This window comes from Hymenobacter canadensis (genome assembly GCF_027359925.1).
GTDB lineage: Bacteria > Bacteroidota > Bacteroidia > Cytophagales > Hymenobacteraceae > Hymenobacter > Hymenobacter canadensis.
The window spans coordinates 2,751,812-2,771,665 of sequence record NZ_CP114767.1 but is presented as its reverse complement, the minus strand read 5'-3'; the positions used below and the strand labels follow the sequence as shown (position 1 = coordinate 2,771,665).

15 protein-coding genes are annotated in these 19,854 nt (G+C 62.9%); 12 read left to right on the top strand and 3 right to left on the bottom strand.

The genetic code is table 11. The features are described from left to right. Window positions 1-29 precede the first annotated feature (29 nt). Window positions 30-1,628, top strand: a complete 1,599-nt coding sequence (amaB, locus tag O3303_RS11835; protein WP_269558623.1) for an L-piperidine-6-carboxylate dehydrogenase — start codon at window positions 30-32, stop codon at window positions 1,626-1,628. A gap of 127 nt (window positions 1,629-1,755) precedes the next feature. Here the strand turns inward: amaB and O3303_RS11830 are convergent, their stop codons facing one another. Continuing rightward, the gene (locus tag O3303_RS11830; RefSeq protein ID WP_269558622.1) at window positions 1,756-2,271 is read right to left on the bottom strand and encodes a hypothetical protein; all 516 of its coding nucleotides are present in this window, start codon (window positions 2,269-2,271) and stop codon (window positions 1,756-1,758) included. A 201-nt stretch (window positions 2,272-2,472) separates the two neighbouring features. On the opposite strand from O3303_RS11830, the gene O3303_RS11825 reads away from it, so the two are divergent. From O3303_RS11825 to O3303_RS11775, 11 genes are all read left to right on the top strand, one after another. Beyond that, entirely contained in the window at window positions 2,473-3,045 is a 573-nt protein-coding gene (locus O3303_RS11825; RefSeq protein ID WP_269558621.1) for an RNA polymerase sigma factor, read from the top strand. Window positions 3,046-3,132: 87 nt separating this feature from the next. Continuing rightward, window positions 3,133-3,915 carry a hypothetical protein gene (locus tag O3303_RS11820; RefSeq protein ID WP_269558620.1) on the top strand — a complete coding sequence of 261 codons (783 nt, stop codon included), beginning with the start codon at window positions 3,133-3,135 and terminating at the stop codon, window positions 3,913-3,915. Continuing rightward, window positions 3,912-5,129 carry a hypothetical protein gene (locus O3303_RS11815; RefSeq protein ID WP_269558619.1) on the top strand — a complete coding sequence of 406 codons (1,218 nt, stop codon included), beginning with the start codon at window positions 3,912-3,914 and terminating at the stop codon, window positions 5,127-5,129. Before O3303_RS11820 ends, O3303_RS11815 begins: the two co-directional genes overlap by 4 nt. A 78-nt stretch (window positions 5,130-5,207) precedes the next feature. Next, on the top strand, window positions 5,208-5,774 hold the full coding sequence (locus O3303_RS11810) for a PPC domain-containing DNA-binding protein (protein ID WP_350356583.1): 567 nt from the start codon (window positions 5,208-5,210) through the stop codon (window positions 5,772-5,774). A gap of 159 nt (window positions 5,775-5,933) precedes the next feature. Beyond that, window positions 5,934-9,287: a hypothetical protein gene (locus O3303_RS11805; protein ID WP_269558618.1), complete on the top strand. Its 3,354-nt coding sequence runs from the start codon at window positions 5,934-5,936 to the stop codon at window positions 9,285-9,287. Further along, window positions 9,274-11,244: a DUF3857 domain-containing protein gene (locus O3303_RS11800; protein ID WP_269558617.1), complete on the top strand. Its 1,971-nt coding sequence runs from the start codon at window positions 9,274-9,276 to the stop codon at window positions 11,242-11,244. The genes O3303_RS11805 and O3303_RS11800 overlap by 14 nt, the downstream gene beginning before the upstream one ends. Window positions 11,245-11,469: 225 nt before the next feature. Further along, window positions 11,470-13,455 carry a DUF3857 domain-containing protein gene (locus tag O3303_RS11795; RefSeq protein ID WP_269558616.1) on the top strand — a complete coding sequence of 662 codons (1,986 nt, stop codon included), beginning with the start codon at window positions 11,470-11,472 and terminating at the stop codon, window positions 13,453-13,455. Between the two features lie 231 nt (window positions 13,456-13,686). After that, entirely contained in the window at window positions 13,687-14,181 is a 495-nt protein-coding gene (locus O3303_RS11790) for a DUF4442 domain-containing protein (RefSeq protein WP_269558615.1), read from the top strand. A 56-nt stretch (window positions 14,182-14,237) separates the two neighbouring features. Continuing rightward, complete coding sequence (locus tag O3303_RS11785; RefSeq protein WP_269558614.1) at window positions 14,238-15,458, top strand: M1 family aminopeptidase; 1,221 nt, start codon at window positions 14,238-14,240, stop codon at window positions 15,456-15,458. Between the two features lie 324 nt (window positions 15,459-15,782). Continuing rightward, complete coding sequence (locus O3303_RS11780) at window positions 15,783-16,427, top strand: hypothetical protein (RefSeq protein WP_269558612.1); 645 nt, start codon at window positions 15,783-15,785, stop codon at window positions 16,425-16,427. 297 nt (window positions 16,428-16,724) lie between these two features. Continuing rightward, window positions 16,725-17,255 (top strand): hypothetical protein, encoded by a 531-nt coding sequence (locus tag O3303_RS11775; protein ID WP_269558611.1) that lies wholly within the window; start codon window positions 16,725-16,727, stop codon window positions 17,253-17,255. A gap of 18 nt (window positions 17,256-17,273) precedes the next feature. Here O3303_RS11775 and O3303_RS11770 read toward each other — a convergent pair whose 3' ends face one another. After that, a complete protein-coding gene (locus O3303_RS11770) occupies window positions 17,274-18,833 on the bottom strand; it encodes a DNA integrity scanning protein DisA nucleotide-binding domain protein (protein WP_269558610.1) in 1,560 nt (519 codons plus the stop codon). Between the two features lie 167 nt (window positions 18,834-19,000). After that, window positions 19,001-19,792: an energy transducer TonB gene (locus O3303_RS11765; protein ID WP_269558609.1), complete on the bottom strand. Its 792-nt coding sequence runs from the start codon at window positions 19,790-19,792 to the stop codon at window positions 19,001-19,003. Window positions 19,793-19,854: the final 62 nt, after the last annotated feature.

The following is a 19,854-nucleotide window of genomic DNA, read 5'->3' as shown; positions in this document are numbered from 1 at the left end:
AATCTGCATTTCCCACCCCAACCACCCCCATGAAACAAGCCCTCGAAGAAGCTACCGCTACCGGCACCGACGTACAAGACCACGACCACCACGGCATCCGGCAGGTGCTGCGCGAGCTGGGTGTAGAAGCCACCAACGCCGCCTGGAGCACCGGCCTGGTGTGGGGCGGCCAGGGCAATGCCCAGACCCGCGCCATCCACTCGCCCACCGATGGAAAGCTCATCGGCAGCGTGGCTTTTGCCACCGTAGACGACTACGAGCAGGTGGTGCAGAAGGCCCAGGAAGCCTTCCAAACCTGGCGCACCGTGCCGGCCCCCAAGCGTGGCGAAATTGTGCGCCAGATTGGCAACAAGCTGCGCGAGTTCAAGGAGCCGCTGGGCAAGCTGGTGAGCTACGAGATGGGCAAAATCCTGCAGGAAGGCCTCGGCGAAGTGCAGGAAATGATTGACATCTGCGACTTCGCGGTGGGCCTCTCGCGCCAGCTGCACGGCTTCACGATGCACTCGGAGCGCCCGGCGCACCGCATGTACGAGCAGTATCACCCGCTGGGCGTGGTGGGCATCATCTCGGCCTTCAACTTCCCGGTGGCCGTGTGGAGCTGGAACGCCATGCTGGCCGCCGTCTGCGGCGACGTGAGCATCTGGAAGCCCTCGGAGAAGACGCCGCTGGTGGCCGTGGCCGTGCAGCACATCATCAAAGACGTGCTGCGCGAAAACGAGCTGCCCGAAGGCATCTTCAACCTGGTTATCGGCGACGCCGAAATTGGGGCGGCTATGGCTGCTGACGGCCGCGTGCCGCTGGTGTCGGCCACGGGTAGCACCCGCATGGGCAAGAAGGTGGGCGAAGTAGTAGGCGCCCGCCTGGGCCGCGCGCTGCTGGAGCTGGGCGGCAACAACGCCATCATCCTCACCCAGCACGCCGACCTGGAAATTGCCATCCGCGCCATCGTGTTCGGGGCCGTGGGTACGGCCGGGCAGCGCTGCACCACCACGCGCCGCGTCATCATCCACGAGTCTATTTTCGAGGATGTGAAGGCCCGCTTGCTGAAAATCTACCCCAACCTGCCCATCGGCCACCCGCTGCAGGACGGCAAGCTGGTGGGTCCGCTCATCGACACAGATGCCGTGCAGGCCTTCACCAAGGCCTTGGAAGCCGTGCAAAAGGAAGGCGGCAAGCTGCTCATCGGTGGCGAGGTGCTGAGCGGCGCCGGCTACGAAACCGGCACCTACGTGACGCCCGCGCTGGTAGAAGCCAACAACGCCTACCACACCGTGCAGGAAGAAACCTTCGCGCCCATCCTGTACCTGATCCGGTATAGCGGCGACGTGGAAAACGCCATTACCATCCAGAACGGCGTGCGTCAGGGCCTCTCGTCGAGCATCTTCACGCTGAACATGCGCGAGGCCGAAGCTTTCCTGGCCCACACCGGCTCCGACTGCGGCATTGCCAACGTGAACATCGGTACGAGCGGCGCCGAAATCGGCGGCGCGTTCGGCGGCGAGAAGGAAACCGGCGGCGGCCGCGAGTCGGGCTCCGACGCATGGCGCGTGTACATGCGCCGCCAGACCAACACCATCAACTACAGCACCCAGCTCCCGTTGGCCCAGGGCATCAAGTTCGATTTCTAGCTGAATGTAGCATAGGCTTCAGCCTGTGCCGGACTGCGTAGTTACACAAAGCAAAAGGCCGCCATCAACCAGATGGCGGCCTTCTGCTTTTACTCGAGGCGTAAGTCACTACGGGCTGAAGCCTATGCTACATCCCGACTTTGATGTCGCCGTGGCCTTTGTAGTACAGCGTTGGGCCGTTCTGGAACACGTAATAAAGTCGGTAGCGCTTGCCTGGTGGAAAGTCCTGGCTCATGTCGAAGTGGAAGCCGGTATTGGTTTGCACAATGGATGTTTTCAGCGGTTTGACCACCCGATACTTGTCATCCACTATCACAAAGCTGCACGTCACGGCTACCGGCGTTTCATATTCGAACACCACTTGAGAGGCTACCGGATTGGGGTAGGCACTGAGCAGGGACATCGTGCCGCTGGCAGCGACGTTCAGATCCAGCCCCAAACCCTTGAACAGATCCTGCTCCTGCTGATTCCAGATGCCGTCCAGCGTCCAGTCTGTAGGATCAGTAGTGCCTTGGGGGTAGTTGAATGTGTCGCGGACGGTGATGCCGCCGTTGGGGCCGAAGTCGATGGTAGGGGCGTCGTTGTCCTTTTTACAGGCGACGAGGGCGGTAGCGGCAAAAAACAGGAATGGAAGAAACTTCATACGGGCAGAATAGCTTAACGGAAAGAATAGCAGACAAGGCAGTTGCAAACATACCGCGCCATGCGGCAATGTTGGCGGACAGGTGCAACCCTGGCGCCACGCGACTGTCTTTCACCTGCTTGCCCTCCAGCATGTAGCAGCTTCGCTTGGAAAGTCGGATATTCGCTGACTTTCGCCTGTTTCACCTTCCGCTTTTCGCTTATGGAAGCTTTTGCTTATACCGATATCAACGCCCCGCTGGTAGAGCGGTGCCGCCTGGGCGACCGGCGGGCCCAGGCCGAGATATACAAGCGCTATTCCAAGGCCATGTTCAACGCCAGTTTGCGCATCACCGGCAACTACGCCGAGGCCGAGGACGTGCTGCAGGAGGCGTTTCTGAGCGCCTTCCGGGAGTTGCACAGCTACAAAGGCGACTCGTCGTTTGGCTCCTGGCTGAAGCGCATCGTCATCAACAAAAGCATCAACTGCCTGCGCAACCGGCGCCTGCAGCTGGTGCCGCTGGGCGAGCAGCACGATGCCGCCGCCGGCCCCGAACCAGCCGACTACGCCGCCGATAGCGACGAAACCCACTGGCGCGCCGATGTGGTGCGCCGCTGCGTGCAGGAGCTGCCCGACGGCTACCGCGTGGTGCTGACCCTGTACCTGCTCGAAGGCTACGACCACGCCGAAATAGCCGGCATTCTGGGCATCACGGAGTCCACGTCGAAGTCGCAGTACAGCCGGGCCCGCAAGAAACTGCTGGAGCTGGCCAGCCAGCGCGGCCTCACCGCCTGATACCACCCCCTTTACTTTGCATTTTTCTCTGACGGCGCCTTCGGGCAATTTCAGAAACCCATAGTGCCCCTAGTACCACCCCCGAACATGAACAACAAAGAAACCGGACTGGAGAATTTCGTTGAGCGGCACCGCGCCGACTTCGACGTATTTGAGCCGCGCCCGGACTTGTGGGATGCCATTGAGGCGCAGCTGACGGATTCCGCTGCTGCCCCTGCTACCGCTGCGCCCGACGAGGAGCCCGCGCCGCTGCGGGTAGTGCGTATGCATCCGGCCGCCGAAGCCTCCACGACCCCCACGCTTGCTGCCCGCCCCGCTACCTGGTGGCCGCGCCCGGCTATGGCAGCTGCCACGGCGGCGTTGCTGCTGGCCGGCCTCGGCGCAATCTGGAGCAACGACAACAGCCACTCCGGCGCTTGGACGGCCAGCTCCGCTGCTGTAGCGCCGCTGGCCTCGGCTCCGGCCGCCGAAACCTCAGCCGGCCTCTCGTTTGGCTTTGAAGCCGAGCCCGTAGCTGCCGCCGCTTCGGCCTCCTCCACCCAGCGCCTCGCGCAGGAAGTGCGCCGCATGGAAAGCTACTTCGCTGTGCAGATCAACGAGCGCCAGGCCCAGCTGCAGAAGCTGGAGGCCACCATGCCGATGGCCGGTGCCGCCGACTGGCAGCGCGAGCTGGCTGGCCTCGACTCCACCTATCGGCAGCTGAAGCAGGAGCTATACCGCAACCCCGAGCCCACTGTGGTGCTCGACGCCATGAACCGCAACCTGCAGATTCGCCTTGATATTCTTAATCAGCAGACCCGTACCCGGGAGCAGATGCAGGAGTATCATTCGCAGGCCGCGCCGGCCGCCAGCAACCAGCCCCAGCCATGAACCAGCCCTTCCGCCAGCTTCTGAATCAGGCGTTGCTGCTGGGTGGCTTAGTGCTGGCCGGCTGTAGCACCGTGCGTGCGCAGTCGGTGGAGGCCCACTTCTACCAGGCAGGGGCCGAGGCCGCGCCGCTTCCGCTGCAGGGTGGCCCGGCCGAAGGGCAAGGGCCGCAGGGCCCGCAGGATGAAGCCACACCGGCTCCGGCCGTGGAGAAGACGCGCCGCCTGAGCCGCACGTTCAGCGCCGCCAACGGCAAGCCGTTTGCCCTCAACACCCGCTACGGCCGCGTGCTCGTAAACGTGTGGAACCGCCCGGAAATCCGCACCGACGTGGACATCATCACGCGGGCCGAAACCGAAACCCAGGCCCAGCAGCTCCAGGACATGATTCAGGTGCAGCTGCTCGAAAACGACCCGGCCACGGGCGGCATTTCGGCTAACTCCCGCTTTGGCGCTATGCCGCACGGCTGCTGGAGCCGCACCAAGCTCTACGAAGTAAACTACACGGTGTGGGTGCCGCGCAACACGCCGCTGCACGTGTTCAGCACCTTCGGCGACGTGAGCATCAACGGCGACCTGACCGGCGCCACCGAGCTGGCTGTGGAGTACGGAACGCTGCGCACCGGCCGCCTCGATGGCCCGCAGAACCTGCTGCGCCTCGGCAACGGCCAGGCCTCGGTAGTGTATGCCAGGCGCGCCAGCATTGATGCTTCGTACTCGCGGCTGCGTCTGGACGCCGGCCTGCTGGTGGATCTGCGCAACAACTACTCGGATATTGACATTGGGACGGTGCAGGACCTGACCGTGCACAGCAAGTACGGCGACGTGGCCCTGGGCACGGTGCAGAACCTGCGCGGCACCTCCGGCTACTCGCGCTTCAGCATCGACAAGCTCTCCGACCGCCTCGACATGACGGTACAGTACTGCCCCAACTTTGAGGTGCGCAACACCGGCAAAAACTTCCGCGTCATCAATCTCGACGGCGGCTACAGCACCATCCTGCTCAACTTCGCCGACGACGCCGGCTTCAACTTCGACGTCAACACCCAGCACGGCAAGCTGCTCGTGGATAAGAAGCTGGTGCGGGTGGACTCGGAGGAAAGCGGCCCGGCGTCCAGCGACATGCAGGGCACGTTTGGCGTGGCCAGCCGCAGCCGCTCGGCCGGCAGCAACGTCAACATCAAAGTGCGTTACGGCAACGTCCGCTTTAATCGCTGATTTGCGCTGATTGACTTGATTTCGCTGATTTTTCTGAACGGCGTCCGGTACTTGCTGCCAGACGCCGTTCTTTGTGGTATGCGTACTCGTTTCTGCGGTTTGTTCTTTTCCTTGCTGCTAGCCGGGCCGGCTGCGCCGCTGCTGGCCCAAACTCCTGCTGCCATGCCCGCTAATAAGCCTGCTGTACCGGTTCCTGCCGCTTTGCCTTCTGTCATGCGCACTTATGCGCTGCGCCTGACGCCCGGACAGGATCTGCGCCAGCAGCTCAACGCCTTTGTGGAGCAGCAGCAGATAAAAGCGGGCGCCATCGTGACGTGCGTGGGCAGCCTCACGCAAACTACCCTGCGGCTGGCCAACCAGGAAGGCCCCAGCGTGTACCGCGGCCACTTCGAAATCGTGAGCCTGGTGGGCACGCTTTCCACCAGCGGCAGCCACCTGCACCTGGCTGTGTCTGACTCCACGGGCCGCACGCTGGGCGGGCATCTGCTCGATGGCAACCTCGTGTACACCACCGCCGAGCTGGTGCTGGGCGTGCTGGAAGACGTGGAGTTCCGGCGCGAGCCCGACCCCACGTTCGGCTACCGCGAGCTGACCGTGTACCCGGCCCCGAAAAAGCCCCGCAAGCCCCGCCCCACGCCGCGCTAACGGGCCCTCCGACGCCGCTATATAGGGTAGAAAAATTTATTGTGATACCGGGACAGCCTCTGTTTCAGGGCCGCTTTTCCGTGCGTATACTTGTAGGAATATCTGTCGGCGCGGCGCAGGTCGGGGCCAGGCACTGCCTTCTTTATCTATTCTTTTTTGATGCGACTACCCTCTTATGGTGCGGTGCTGGCCCTGCTGGCTGCCGCGCCCCTGGCCGCGCAGGCTCAGAAAACCGCCGCGCGCCCGGCCACTACGGCTGCCACCACCACCACAACTGCCGCCGCCACCCTGCCACCCCTCGTCGATTCGCGGCAGGCCGTAAACCAGGGCATTGAACTGCACGACCAGGGCGACTACGCCGGGGCCATTGCCCTGTACGGCAGCATCACGCCCGGCGACACGCTGTATGCCGCCGCTCAGAGCGAACTGGCCACCAGCTATGTGGCGCTGGAAAAATACCAGGAAGCCGTAGACGCAGCCACCCGCGCTCTGGCCCAGCACTACCACGACCCGCAGCCCTACGTGGCGCTGTCGTGGGCCGAGGAGGAGCTCAAGCACCCCGAAAAGGCGCAGTCCGCCTACGATACCGGCCTCAAGCATTTCCCATACAACCAGAGCCTGTGGTTCAACCAGGGCGTGTTTCAGGTGGCCACCATGCAGTTTGCCCCAGGCTTTGCCAGCCTGCAGCGCGGCGTAGCCCTGAAGCCCAACCACGCCAACAGCCACTACCAGCTGGCATACGTGGCCAGCCGGCAGGGCCACACCAGCCACGCCATGCTCAGCATGCTCACGTATCTGCTGCTGCAGCCCGCGGCCAGCAGCCACAACATGCTGGTGGCCCTGGAAGAGCAGGCCACCCGCACGGCGGTGGTGGAGGAAGCCGACAAGATTGCCCCGTTCACGCCCAACGCCGCTTTCACGGAGCTCGATGCCCTGCTCGATTCCAAGATTGCGCTGCGCAAGGACTATGTGTCGAAGGTGAAGTTTGATGCGGCGCTGGTGAAGCAGCTGCAGCTGCTGGTGGAGAAGTTTCCGGCCCCGGCTGCTGCCTCCGACGACTACTGGCTGCGCCTCTACGGGCCGCTGGTGGCCCAGCTCCGCCTCAACGACAACCTGACCACCGCCACCTACCTCGCCCTGGCTTCCGCCGACGACAAAAAAGCGGCCCAGTGGATCAAAGGCAACAAAAGCCGCATCGAGAAATTCTATACGGCCATCACGCCGGCCCTGCTCCAGATCCGGGAGCAGCAGTCATTTATGCACGACGGCAAGCCCGTGCTGGCCAAAGGCTGGTTCGACGACGAAGGCCGCCTCAACGGCATTGGCGAGGGCACGGTGGCAGGGGAGGACCGCCGCTTCACGGGGCCGTGGCTGTTCACGGACGAGAGCGGCACCATCCGGCAGCAGGGCCTCTACGGCCCCGATTTCAAGCGCACCGGCCCCTGGCGCATCTACTACGCCACTGGCGTGCTGGAGCGCACCGCCTCCTACCGCGCCGGCGAGCTGGACGGCCTCGTGCGCGACTACCACGACAACGGCCAGCCCGCCAGCGAGGCCACGTACGTGAATGGCAAGACCGAGGGCGTGCTGAAGGTGTTCAGCTACTGCGGCGAGCTGGAAAGCACCCGCACCTTCCGGGCCGGCGACCTGAACGGCCCCTACCGGGAGCTGTATCCCGATGGCAAGCCCAAGATGCAGGCAGAAGTGCGCGCCGACAAGCTGCAGGGCGTTCAGACCTACTTCTACCCCGACGGCACTAAGGAGTATGAGTACACCTATGTCGACGGCAAAAAGCAGGGCGCGTTGCTGGTGAACTACGCCGACAACACGCCCGAAAAGCGCGGCACCTACGACCAGGACGAGCTGCACGGCCCCTACACCGAGTATTTCTCCAATAGCCAGTTGGAAAACACCGGCTCCTATTCTCACGGTAAGAAAACCGGCGTATGGAAAAGCTACTTTGCCGACGGCCGCCCCAGCGACGAGAAGACCTTCGACGAGGCCGGCGAGCTGCACGGCACCTTCCGCGACTACAACTATCAGGGCAAGCTGTATGCTGAAATGGACTACGAGCACGGCCGCATCACGCGGCAGCGCTACTTCGACCCCGCCACCGGCAGCCGCCTGCAGGATACGCCCGTGCCCAAAAAGGGCCGCGCCGCCGTGCAGATTTACGGCGTCGAGGCCGGCGTGACGGGCACCGGTACCTATATCGATGGGTTTATGGAGGGCGAGTGGCGCTGGAATTACGCCAACGGCCTGTTGCAGCAAATCCGGCACTACAAGCAGGGCCAGCTGCAGGGCCCCGCCCTCGACTACTACGCCAACGGCCAGCTCAAGCAGCGCACCAGCTACGCAAGTGGTCAGCTGGAAGGCAGCTTCGAGAGCTTCCTGCGCGACGGCCAGCGCTACCAGACCGGCTACTACCGCGCCGGCCAGCAGCAGGGCCTCTGGCGCGAGTTCTACGCCGACGGTCAGGTGAGCGAGGAGTACGAAATGCACCAGGGCCAGAAAAACGGCCCCACCCGTAGCTTCGCCCCCAACGGCAAGCTCACGGAGTCGCGCCTCTACGGCTTCGGGCGCAAGCTGCAGCTGACTACCTACGACACCCTGGGCCGCACCGTCAGCCACGTCGCACTCCGGCCTGATACCAAGGAGTTCACCTTCGCCTTTCCCGGCGGCCAGCCTCACTACCGCACCCAATTGGCGTGCTACGAAAACCGCGGCCCGGCCCGCTGGTACCACCCCGGCGGTAAGCCGGAAGTGGAGTTCAGCTACCAAGCCGACCAGCGCCACGGCCCCTACAAGTCCTACTACAGCAGCGGCAAACTGCACCAGGAAGGGCGCTACGTCAACGGCGAGCGGCACGGCGAATGGAAGGACTACCACGCCTCGGGCCAGTTGCGCTCGGTGATGAGCTACCGCTACGGCAGCCTCGACGGGGAAGTGCGCTACTATTTCCCCAGTGGCCAGCTTGAAACCGTGCAGAATTACCTCTACAGCACCGCCGAAGGGCCTTCGCGCTACTACAACCCGGCCGGCGAGTTGATCGAGGAGCGCATGTATGACCACGGCGGCCTCACGGCGTTCCGCAACGGCACCAATCCCGCTGAGCCCTGGCAGCGCATCGAGAAGCTGGCCGGCCCGCTCAAAACCACCTTCGCCAACGGCAAGCCCGCCGCCGACCAAACCGTGAAGGGCGGCATTCTGGACGGGGCCCGCACCACCTACTACAGCTCGGGCCAGGTATTCCGCCGCATGACCTTCCAGAACGGGCTACTGACCGGCCCGCTCACCAGCTTCTATGCCGACGGCAAGCCGATGGAGCAGGAAACTTACCTGCACGACGAGTTGCACGGCCTCAGCCGCTACTACCGCCCCGACGGCACCCTGGAGCGCACCGAATCCTACCGCAGCGGCGAAAAGCTCGGCCCTACGGTATATTACGATGCCCAAGGCAAGCCCACCAAGACCGAAGTGTACTGGAACCAATACGTGTATGAAGGCAAATAACCGGTTTGGTGGCGCCCTGGCGCTGCTTTTGGGCGCCGCCACGCTGGTGGCCGCGCCACGCAGTGCCTACGCCCAGCAGCCCACCCAGCTGGTGGCCGAAATGCAGGCGAAGTTTCCGGGCGAAAAGGCCGTGTACCTCGACTACCGCACCGACCTCACCTTCGCGGTGCAGGGCGACTCGGTGGTGGTGCTGGCCCGCCACCACCAGGACATGCTGCACCTGGATGCACAGTCGGCCATGTACGCCAACGACAAGGTGTTCAACTCCCACTTCAGCCGCGTGCAGAAGCTGGACGCCCGTACCATGGTGCCCGCCGGCAACAGCTACAAAACGGTGAAGGTGACCGACTACAAGGAGAAGTTCGAGGTGCAGTCGGGCATTTTCTACGACGACACCCGCTCCACCACCTGGAGCTTCCCGGCCGTGACGCCCGGCGCCCGCACCGTGACCGACTACACCGTGCGCCACCCCGACCCGCGGTTTCTGCTGCCGTTCTACTTCGGCTCCTACGTGCCCGTGCGCCACGCCGAGCTGACCATCACAGCGCCCAAAAACGTGAAGATCAGCCACCGCATGTTTCACGTTGAGGGCCTGAAAATCAACTTCAGCAAGCAGGAGAAAGGCAGCACCGTTACGTACCGCTGGAGCGCCGACGACCTGCCCAGCCCCCCGCGCGACGACGACGGCCCCGAGGCCGCCTACTACCTGCCGCACCTCGTGTACTTCGTGGAGGAAGTGCCTTCCGCCGACGGGCAGGCCCGCCGCATGCTGGCCGGCGTGCCCGAGCTCTACAGCTTGTATTCGGGCTTCGTGAGCAAGCTCGACCCACAGGAAAGCCCCGCCCTGCGCCGCGTAGTCGATTCGCTGGCTGTGGGCGCCAAAACTGAGCAGGAAAAGGTGCAGCGCGTGTACTACTGGGTGCAGGACAACATCCGCTACGTGGCCTTCGAAAACGGCATGGGCGGCTTCATCCCGCGCGACGCCGGCCTGGTGTACACCAAGCGCTACGGCGACTGTAAGGACATGGCCAACCTCACCCGCGAGATGCTGCGCATGGCCGGCATCAAGTCCTACCTCACCTGGATTGGCACCCGCGACCTGCCCTACCGCTACTCCGAGCTGGCCACGCCCGGCGTGGATAACCACATGATAACCACCTACGAGGCCAGCCCCGGCCAGTACGTGTTCCTCGATGCCACCAACAAATACATGCCCTTCGGGATGCCCTCGGCCTTCATTCAGGGCAAGGAGGCGCTGCTGGCCATCGATGGCAAGAACTGCAAAGTGGTGCCCGTGCCGGTGATGGGGCAGGAGCGCAGCCCCGTTTCGGACGTGTCGCAGCTGGTGCTGGATGAGAAGGGCGGCTTGCGCGGCAAGGGCAGTCTGCAGCTACTGGGCTACCCCAAGGTGATGCAGAGCTACGCCCTCGACGGCCTCGACCAGACCGAGGAAACCAAATATGTGAAGGCTCTGCTGGAGCGCGGCAACAACAAGTTCTTTGTCGACAAATACAGCGTCAGCCACCTCGACACCCGCGAAAAGCCGCTCACCATCGACTACGAGTACCGCCTGCAGGACTACGTGCAGAAGCTCGACGACGAAATCTACGTGAACCTGAACCTGGAGCAGCCTTACGCCCACGACAAGATTGACGCCGCCAAGCGCCGCCTGCCCCGCGTGAACGAGTACGCCACCCAGAACCACACCCGCACCGAGCTGGAAATTCCGGCCGGCTACGACGTGGAGTACCTGCCGCCCGTTGCCGAAATGCGCGACCCGGTGTTCGGCTTCAAGGTGAAATATGAGCGCCAGGGCAACAAAATCGTGCAGGACAAGGAAGTCTACATCAACTACCTGCTGCTCCAGCCCCAGCAGTTCGGCCAGTGGAACGCCGTGGTCGACAAGCTCAACGCCGCCTACCGCGAAACCGTCATTTTCAAGCGCCGGAAGGTCTGAGCACGGCTGCGCAGGTGTCCCCGGGCTGAAGCCCAGGGCTACGCAGGGCCCATTGCCCACCGCTGACTAGCCCAGGGCTTCAGCCCTGGGACGCCCACGCCGCTTGCACGAAACCACCACATTCTGCTTCCGACGACCGGCCCGACGGCCTCAATAAGCTGGTGGACCAGAACCGTTTTATCCATTGGGAAATCCCGCGCCATCGGGCGCCTGTTTTATCTTTCTATGACTCTTCTTTCCGTTGCCCGAGCCACTGCTGCTTCGCTGCTGCTGCTCACGGCCGCCGCGCCGCTCCACGCCCAGCAGGCGCCCAAAACCCTGCAGTACGCCACCTACACCTGGGACGCCAAGCGCACCAAGCGCCTGCCCGTGACGGAGGCCGAAGCCAAGCTGCCGGCCCTGATTCTGCGCGACTTCACGGCCCACGAGTTCAGCGCCGGCGACAAGGAGCTGCAGATATATTCCACCGAGCACCGGATTCTGCGCGTGAACACCTCCGATGGCATCGAGCAGTTCAACAAAATCTACATCCCGCAGGACGGCGGCCGGCTGGTGTACCTGAAGGCCCGCACCATCAGTCCGCGCGGCGAGGTGGTGGAGGTGAGCGAAAGCAACATGAAGGAGCTCAAGGACCAGGACGGCGGCCGCGGCTTCAAGATTTTTGCGGTGGAAGGGGTGGAGAAAGGCTCGGAAATCGAGTATGTGTTTCTGCGCGAGCGGCCGGCCAAGTTCTTCGGACGCGAGTACCTGCAAAGCGGCCTGCCGGCCCACGACGTGTCGTTTGAGCTGATTTCGCCGGAGGCCCTCACCTTCGAAGCGCGCGTGTACCACGGCCCCGCCGCCCGCCCCGATACCGTGGTGGCCGGCAAGCGCATCATCCGCCTGCGCCTGCCCGACGTGGCTGCCGCCCGCGAGGAAGCCTTTGCCTCCGGCAACGCCGAGCGCATGCGCCTGGAGTACAAGCTGGCCTATACCGCCCAGCGCGGCCGCACCCGCCTCTTCACCTGGGCCGACGCCAGCCAGTACCTGCACGGCACCGTGTACTCGCTCAGCAAAGACGAAACCAAGGCCGCCGACAAGGTGCTGAAAGACGCCAAGCTGCCCGGCGGCGGCGACACGGAAGCCCGCGTGAAGGCGCTGGAAAACTACCTCAAAACCAGCTTCAACCTGGCCGAGGACGGCGAAAGCAACATCCAGCGCATTGCGGCCACCAAAAACGCCTCCGACCTAGGCCTGACGCGTCTGTTTGCCGCGTTGCTGCGCCGCCAGGGCATCGAGCACGAGCTGGTGCTGACCTCCGACCGCTCCGACGCTGTGTTCGACGACACCTTCGACACCTGGAACTACCTCGACAACTACGCCTTCTACTTCCCCGAAACCAAGCAGCTGCTGGCCCCGTCGCGGCCCGATTTCCGCTACGGCATGCTGCCCCCCGGCTGGACCGCCAACAAGGGCCTGTTCATCCGCACCGTGAAGCTGGGCTCCACCGAGTCGGCCGTGGGCACCGTGCGCGACATCCCGACCCTGACCGCCGAGCAAAGCCCCAACGACCTCGACATCAGCGTGAAGTTCACGCCCGAGCTCGACAAGGCCCTCGTGAACGTGCATCAGGTGCTGGGCGGCTACCACGCCCAGGTGATTCAGCCGTTTTTCTCCTTGATTCCGGAAGAAAAGCGCACCGAGGTGCTGCAGGAACTGGTGAAAGGCAGCGTGCCCGACGCCACCTTCCAGAGCCTGAAAGCCACCAACGGCGAAGCCGGCCTGAGCCCGCTCAGCAAGCCGTTTCTGGTAGATGCCAGCGTGGAATCGTCGGCGCTGCTGAATAAGGCGGGCCAGCGCTATCTGTTCAAAGTCGGGGAGCTGCTGGGGCCGCAGTCGGAGCTGTATCAGACCGAAGCCCGGCAGTACGACGTGGAAAACGACTTCAACCGCCGCTACAACCGCACCATCACGCTGGAGCTGCCAGCAGGCTACCAGATCCGCAACCTCTCGGACCTAAACGCCAACGTGCAGGCCGGCCCCGACGCCAAAGATCCGCTCTACTATTTCACCTCGAAGTACGCCGTGCAGGGCCAGACCGTCACGGTCACCATCACGGAAGCCTACCGCCAGATCCGCTGGCCCAAGAAGGACTTCGAAGCCTTCCGCGACGTAGTAAACGCCGCCGCCAACTTCAACAAAGTGGTGTTGGTGCTGGAAAAGAAAGGCTGATTTCAGGCTGGCAGACCGTCATGCAGATGCGCAGCCGAAGCATCTCGCGTGCTAATGCAGGAGTGGTAACTCAACGTCAGCACGCGAGATGCTTCGGCTGCGCCTCTGCATGACGAGCTGTTGATGCGTTGATTAGGACCTGCTCCTCAGATGCACCATCCGGGTCGCACTGTTCGGCATGCCGAATATTTTCTGTTCTTTGTAGTGCTTCGCCCTCAGCCTGCTACTACCATGCACACCCTCCCCGACACGCCCGCTGCCGCCGCTTTCCGCCGCACGATTTCCAGCCCGTTGAAGCTACGCCTGTTCATGCTGCGCAGTCTGCCGATGGCGTATCTGGCGGGGCTGCGGCTGCGCGAAATCACGCCGGAGCGGGCCGTCATCACGGTGCCGTTCAAGTACCTCACCCAGAATCCGTTTCGCAGCATCTACTTCGCCTGCCTGAGCATGGCCGCCGAAATGGCCAGCGGCATGCTGGCCATGATGCACATCCAGGGCCAGGGCCGCGTCTCGATGCTGGTGGTGGGACTGGAAGCCGAATTCACCAAAAAGGCCGTCGGCCTGATTGCCTTCACCTCCGAAGACGGCCAGCGCATCGCCCAAACCATTGCCGACAGCCGCGCCAGCGGCGAGGGCCGCACCGTAGTCTGCACCAGCACCGGTGTAGATGAAGCCGGCGACGTGGTGGCTACCTTCCGGATTACGTGGTCGTTTCGGGCGAAGTAGGGCCGCCGGATTCTTATTCTATAATGGTATTTATGAGGCTTTCTGTTATTGTCTTATTGCTTTTCGGAACGCTGGCGTCATGCTATGCCCGGCCGCTGGTGCGGGTGCAGCTGGACTTGGAGCCGGCTACGCACCGCTTCACCTGCCACTACACGTTCCGCCTGCCTGCCGCCGACACCAGCTCCGTGCTGCAACTGAACCTCAACCGCCAGTTTCAGCTACAGCAGGTGCGCAGCACTGGTGCCGCGCCCCCGCGCACCACGCGGCTGTTCTACCCGTTTTTCGGGGATACGCTGCAGCAGGTGACGGTGCGTTTTGCCAAGGGGCAGGCCCGCCGCCAGGTGGAGCTGACGTACGCGGGCACCCTGGCCAAGGGCAATTTCGCCGGCGACGTAAACGTGCTGAGTGGCCACACCAACTGGCTGCCGTTCCGGCCCTACGCCGAGTATGCAGTGGTAGACTACGAGCTGGCCGTGCGGGTGCCGACCGGCTATCAGGTGCTGAGCACCACCGCGCCGCGCCGGCAGCGGGCCGGCAGCTACACTTTCCGCGGCAGCACCAGCGCCACCGAGCTGACGGCTATTGTGGCGCGGCAGTTCGAGCAGCTGGCGGCTGGTAGCGCGCCGCGCATTACGGTGGTGAAAGCCGCCGCTGCGCCGGGGCGGCCGGATTCTGTGCTGCTGCACAAAACCCAGGACATCGTGGCGTTTTACAACCGCAGTATCGGCCGCCAGGATGCGGTTGCGCAGTTCACGGTTTTCCTGCCCGGCACCAACCACGAAGCCTACGGCCTGCTCGACAATGCCGCCGTCATCACCTACACTGATTTCGACGTGGCCAAGCGGGAGGATCTGCTGATTCTGGCCCACGAGATAAGCCACAAGTGGTGGGCCTACGGCTCGTACCACGACGACAGCGCGTGGCTGAACGAGGCCTTCGCCACCTATTCCAGCCTGCTGTACCTGCAAGCAAGCGGGGATGCCGAAGGCTACCGGCAGGAGCTGGCGAAGCTGGCCGCCTCAGCAGTCGGTGCGCCGCCGGTCCTGGGCTTCGACCGCTACCAGCACGAGCCGGCCGTTTTCCGCCGGGTGGTGTACAACAAAGGCACGGTAATCCTCGCGGCCCTGCACGACCGGCTGGGAGCCGAATCATTCAACACCGTACTGGCCGCCACGGCCGCCCGCAAAGTGTCCACCACGGCTGGCTTTCTGGGAGTAGTGGGCCAGCTTGCCGGCCAAACCACGCGCGACTGGCTGCTGGCCGAACTGAGCCGGTAGCGTGGTTTGAAGTCGTTTCGGAAATTGAATACAAAGCCCGGCAAAGGCTTTAAGTGTTTTGCTGGGTTAAGCCCCCTTAAAACCCGAGCCACCAAGCGAAACGAGCGTACCCAAGCTCCTGCGCAATATTCTGTGGTATGAGTTACGATTTGATGGTTTTCAGTTCAGAAGCTGCTCCAAAAACACGAGCTGATTTCATGACTTGGTACGCCCGGCAGACGGAATAGCCATTCGTCACCCAGACCTGAACTCACAACCATTGTATTGCATGCAACTAATTCCTCGATAAGGGGCTCTGATAAAAAACACTATTACTTATTGCCCATGAAAAGTATTTTCTTCTCTACTATCGCTGGTACGCTGCTCGCATTCAGCCAAATGACCGAAGCGCAGGCGCAGCAGACACCAGACGCTTCTGCGCAAACTGCTCCCAATATTGCGGTTGCGCGCCCATTCCAAATGGCGTACCTCCGGGTTGGCCTCGGGACCAGCTACGATATCAACAAATACTATCGTTGTGCCCGGCTTTCCGTTGAATATGCGCCCATGCTGAATCGGTGGCTGGGGCTATCTGGGCGTCTGGTGGGTGTGTTGGGCAAGCCGTCGGGTTCTTTTGAGAAACAGATTCCCAACCAGAACTATAAAGCGGCCTACGTAGAACAAGAAGTGCTATTCTACCCGTTTGGAACCAGCAATAAAGTGCGGTTTGCACTTGGTGCCGGCGGCTTTGCAGGCTACTACAAGAAAAACAGCTTTTCTTATATGAGTGCAGTGAGCGGTAAAGTCACTGATTATGGACTTAGCTCGCAGCAAGGAACACATGCCGGTTATTTAGGCTCACTCAGTCTGGAAACAGATTTGGGTCAAGAGCAACGCTGGGCAATAGGTGTAAAATCGACCATTCAAAATGGAATAGGAGGCGTAACTACCTTAAGCACCCATAGTCTTACTCTGGGCCGCCGGTTGTAACCACTTTCTTTTATGATTTTTTGTGCGCGGCAACTAAAAGTCGCTTTGCGTAAGCCTTGGAGCGTGTTTGGGAAATTACACCCGGTTGAGCGACAGGGTAATGTTGGCCAGTAATAGCCAAGCAACATGGCTGGCGGGGTAAATGCGTAATCAACGACCACACCGCGTAAGAAGGCCAGCTAGGCGAAGGTGCGCTCGACGACCCAGCGCCGGGCCAGCGGCAAGAAGCCGCGTTGTGTGGAATTCCTGTTCACTGAGTGTCCTCCACTTCGCTAATAACTTAATCACGGTTACCTCATGAAAACGATTCTGCTAGCCGTGTTGCTCCTTGCCTTCCGCATATCCACGGCACAAGCCTGCTCCTGCATCAATGCGGGCGGCTCCGAGAAGCAGAAAGTGAAAGCGGCCTATCGGCAGGACGCGTTGATATTTGTGGGGCGGGTGATGAGCGTAGAAACCGTCGTGACAACCGATACGGTGCGGGTTTCTGACACCGGGCCTGTGGAGCGACAGTTTCAATACATCCGCCACGAAAAGCTGCGCTACACGTTTGCCGTTTCGCAGCAGCTAAAAGGGAAAGCCACGGGACCAACCGTGCTGGTCAGCACCGAAACTTCCAGCTCTTCGTGCGGCAAAGAATTCAAGGTAGGTTCCGAGCAGTTGGTGTACGCGTTTCAAGTGAGCCAGAAAGAGTCGATATATGGCGGCCCGCCGGAGGACATCACGCCCTATTACGCTACCAGCTTGTGCAACCGCGGCCAAGAGCTGAGCCAGGTGAAGCCGACGGAACTTAAGCAGTTGCAGAAACTAGCCAAAGCTGCCGGCTAGCCTAAGCTTAGCGTTGACTCAATCCTCCTCGCCGAGCCGCTCCTTCGTGATGACGTTCACCATGCCGTCTTCGCTAACCACGATGGCCAGGCACGGATACGGCGAGGTTTCCACGTAGCGGATAGCCGAGTTGTAGCGGGCGCCGCGGGTGCTGGTGCCGCGGCCCGAGGCCTTGCCGTCGAGAATCACGCCGATGGAGTAGCAGTAGCTGTCGGGGTCGAGGAGCACGGCGCCGTCGATGCTGGTGACGAGGCGGGTGATGAGCGGCGTGAGCGGCACAGGCTCAATGAGGGTGCACTGCAGCTTGAGGCGGTCGGCTTCGGCCAGCGCCTCGGTGGTGATTACCAGCAGCGTGCCGTGCTTTTGGCGGCTGGCTTCCAGCACCACATCCCAGAGGCGCTCAATCTTGGCCGGGTCGGTGAGCTGGAAGGTGCGCTTGAGGTCTTTGCGGAAGCGGCTCCGGTTCACGCGGAAGCGCGGCAAACTCGGCTGGCTGTAAATCGTGCGCATCAGCACCTTGCCATCGTGCTGAAACTCCCAGGCGTAGTGGTTGATGAAGTTGATGACGAACACGTCTTCACGGGCCGGGTCGTAGGTGCCCACCAGGCGGCCCAGCGCGTACACGTTTTCGCTGTCGGCGAGCAGACTCACGTCGGGCGTGGTCATTTCCAGGAGCTTGCGCACGGCGCGGTAGTCGGTGAGCGGGGTGGGGCAGGTGAGGGCAAACACCTCCTCCAGATTCGGGTGGTGCCGTCGCGCCAGAATCACCTTGCCCACGCCTTCAGCCCCTTCGTAGCGGAGGCTGGAAATGGTATTGAGCGTGTGAAACAGCCGCGCCGCGCCCGGCTCGGCGCCGAGGGCCTGGGCGGGCGTGTCGAGCAGGCTTTTGCCGGCGGCGCGCAGCAGCTCTTCGGTTTCGCGGGGGCGCACCAGCAGGCCCGAGCCGGGCTCCGGCTCGCTCAGCAGCTTCACGCATTCCTCGTGGAAGCGCTGCATGGCCGAGGTCAGCAAGGAAGGCATCAGCGGCCGGCCATCGGTGTAGTAGCGGTTGGCGCGTAGCGAAGGATAGCCCCGCAACGGCTTGCGCTGCACCCGCAATACCGTCATCACGAAGAAGCCGTGAATCTCAATGGGCCAGCCGGCCACGTGCTGGTGCTGGGCATGCTCGTCGAGCTTGGTGAAAACGGCCTGCACGGCGTTGCGGATGCCCAGGCCCTCGTGGCGGCGCCGCACCATTTCGGGGCTCACGTCGTCGCGGCCGGCAAAGGGCGGGGCGGTCTGGCTTTGCAGGATTCGGCCCTCCGTCACGACGTCCGCAAACTGCCGCGCATCAAGGCCGCAGACGGCCGGCTCCAGGCAGGCCGTGGGCGCGGCCGCGTCGGGCTGCGTGGGCAGGGCCAGCAGCAGCACGTAGGGTGCCAGGTCTTCATCGAGGGCGCTGAATAGCCCATCGGCCAGCACCTGCGCCACCTGCCGGAACCGGGCCTGGTGCGGCCACACCCGAAACGCATCGGATACGGGGGCTTCGTAAGTGGGCGCTACGGGAGGCGCGGAAAGCAGCGGGAGCGGGGAAAGCATGCGAGTACGGAATGAGAAGCGGCCCGCTAGCCTGGGCCGCCACACGACAACAACGCCGGGCGCGCTTTGGTAGACGCACAACCCCGGCCGGTATTTTAAAAAGCGCCCTCTGGCGCAAAATGGAGTTGGGTGCCATAGCGCGAAACGGACTTTCGCGCTACACAAACCTACAGCTGAAACAGCACCGGGAGCACCATTTTCTGCCGCACCGGCTCGCCTTTGTAGGTGGCGGCGGTCCATTTGGGCGCGGCCTTGATGAGGCGCAGTGCCTCCTGGTCGAGGCCCGAGCCGAACGGCTTGAGGACTTTGGCATCGGTGAGCGAGCCATCCTTCTGAATGATAAACTCCACCATCACGCGGCCCTCAATCTTGCGCTGCCGGGCCAGCGCCGGGTACTTCTGGTTTAACTGAATCCACTCGAAAAAGGCCTCCGTGCCGCCTACAGGCCGCGCCGGCTGGTCGGCCTTGACGACGGTAGTGCCGCCGCCCGCCGCGCCAGGGGCGGCGCTGGCATCCGTAGCCGGGGCATCGTCGGCGCCGGCCGGAATCTGGAACGAGATGGGCACGCTCACGCGCTGGCGCACCTTGCCGCCTTTGTGTACGGCCGGGGTCCAGCGTGGGCCGGCCTTGATGAGGCGCAGGGCCTCGGCATCCAGCTCCGGGTCGAGGGGCGCGGCGACTTCGGCGCTGGAGATGCCGCCGCTTTTCTCCACTACAAACGTCACCGTAACCGTGCCGGCCGCCCCACGCTGCAGGGCGGCGGTGGGGTACTGCTGCTTGTCGGCCAGGTACCGGGCATAGGCTTCCAGGCCGCCGATGGGCACGGCGGGCTGAGCTACAGCGTCGTAGATCTGGTCGGCGGGTGGGGCCTTCGGGTACTTGAGCTTCTGCTGAGCCTGCCCGGCGGCCGGCAGGGCCAGGGCAGCAGCCAGCGCCAGGCGGCGGAGAGTGGAATGCATAGCGGCGGAGGAAAAAACCAGGGAAACAGCGGCCCCGGAACGGCGGGGCGTTTCTCAACAAC

Coding starts and splice junctions, on each gene's coding strand:
- O3303_RS11815 (WP_269558619.1), top strand. CDS start 3,912: ATGAACCAGCCCTTCCGCCAGCTTCTGAATCAGGCGTTGCTGCTGGGT.
- O3303_RS11775 (WP_269558611.1), top strand. CDS start 16,725: ATGAAAACGATTCTGCTAGCCGTGTTGCTCCTTGCCTTCCGCATATCC.
- O3303_RS11795 (WP_269558616.1), top strand. CDS start 11,470: ATGACTCTTCTTTCCGTTGCCCGAGCCACTGCTGCTTCGCTGCTGCTG.
- O3303_RS11770 (WP_269558610.1), bottom strand. CDS start 18,833: ATGCTTTCCCCGCTCCCGCTGCTTTCCGCGCCTCCCGTAGCGCCCACT.
- O3303_RS11790 (WP_269558615.1), top strand. CDS start 13,687: ATGCACACCCTCCCCGACACGCCCGCTGCCGCCGCTTTCCGCCGCACG.
- O3303_RS11820 (WP_269558620.1), top strand. CDS start 3,133: ATGAACAACAAAGAAACCGGACTGGAGAATTTCGTTGAGCGGCACCGC.
- O3303_RS11805 (WP_269558618.1), top strand. CDS start 5,934: ATGCGACTACCCTCTTATGGTGCGGTGCTGGCCCTGCTGGCTGCCGCG.
- O3303_RS11800 (WP_269558617.1), top strand. CDS start 9,274: ATGAAGGCAAATAACCGGTTTGGTGGCGCCCTGGCGCTGCTTTTGGGC.
- O3303_RS11765 (WP_269558609.1), bottom strand. CDS start 19,792: ATGCATTCCACTCTCCGCCGCCTGGCGCTGGCTGCTGCCCTGGCCCTG.
- amaB (WP_269558623.1), top strand. CDS start 30: ATGAAACAAGCCCTCGAAGAAGCTACCGCTACCGGCACCGACGTACAA.
- O3303_RS11810 (WP_350356583.1), top strand. CDS start 5,208: ATGCGTACTCGTTTCTGCGGTTTGTTCTTTTCCTTGCTGCTAGCCGGG.
- O3303_RS11825 (WP_269558621.1), top strand. CDS start 2,473: ATGGAAGCTTTTGCTTATACCGATATCAACGCCCCGCTGGTAGAGCGG.
- O3303_RS11830 (WP_269558622.1), bottom strand. CDS start 2,271: ATGAAGTTTCTTCCATTCCTGTTTTTTGCCGCTACCGCCCTCGTCGCC.
- O3303_RS11780 (WP_269558612.1), top strand. CDS start 15,783: ATGAAAAGTATTTTCTTCTCTACTATCGCTGGTACGCTGCTCGCATTC.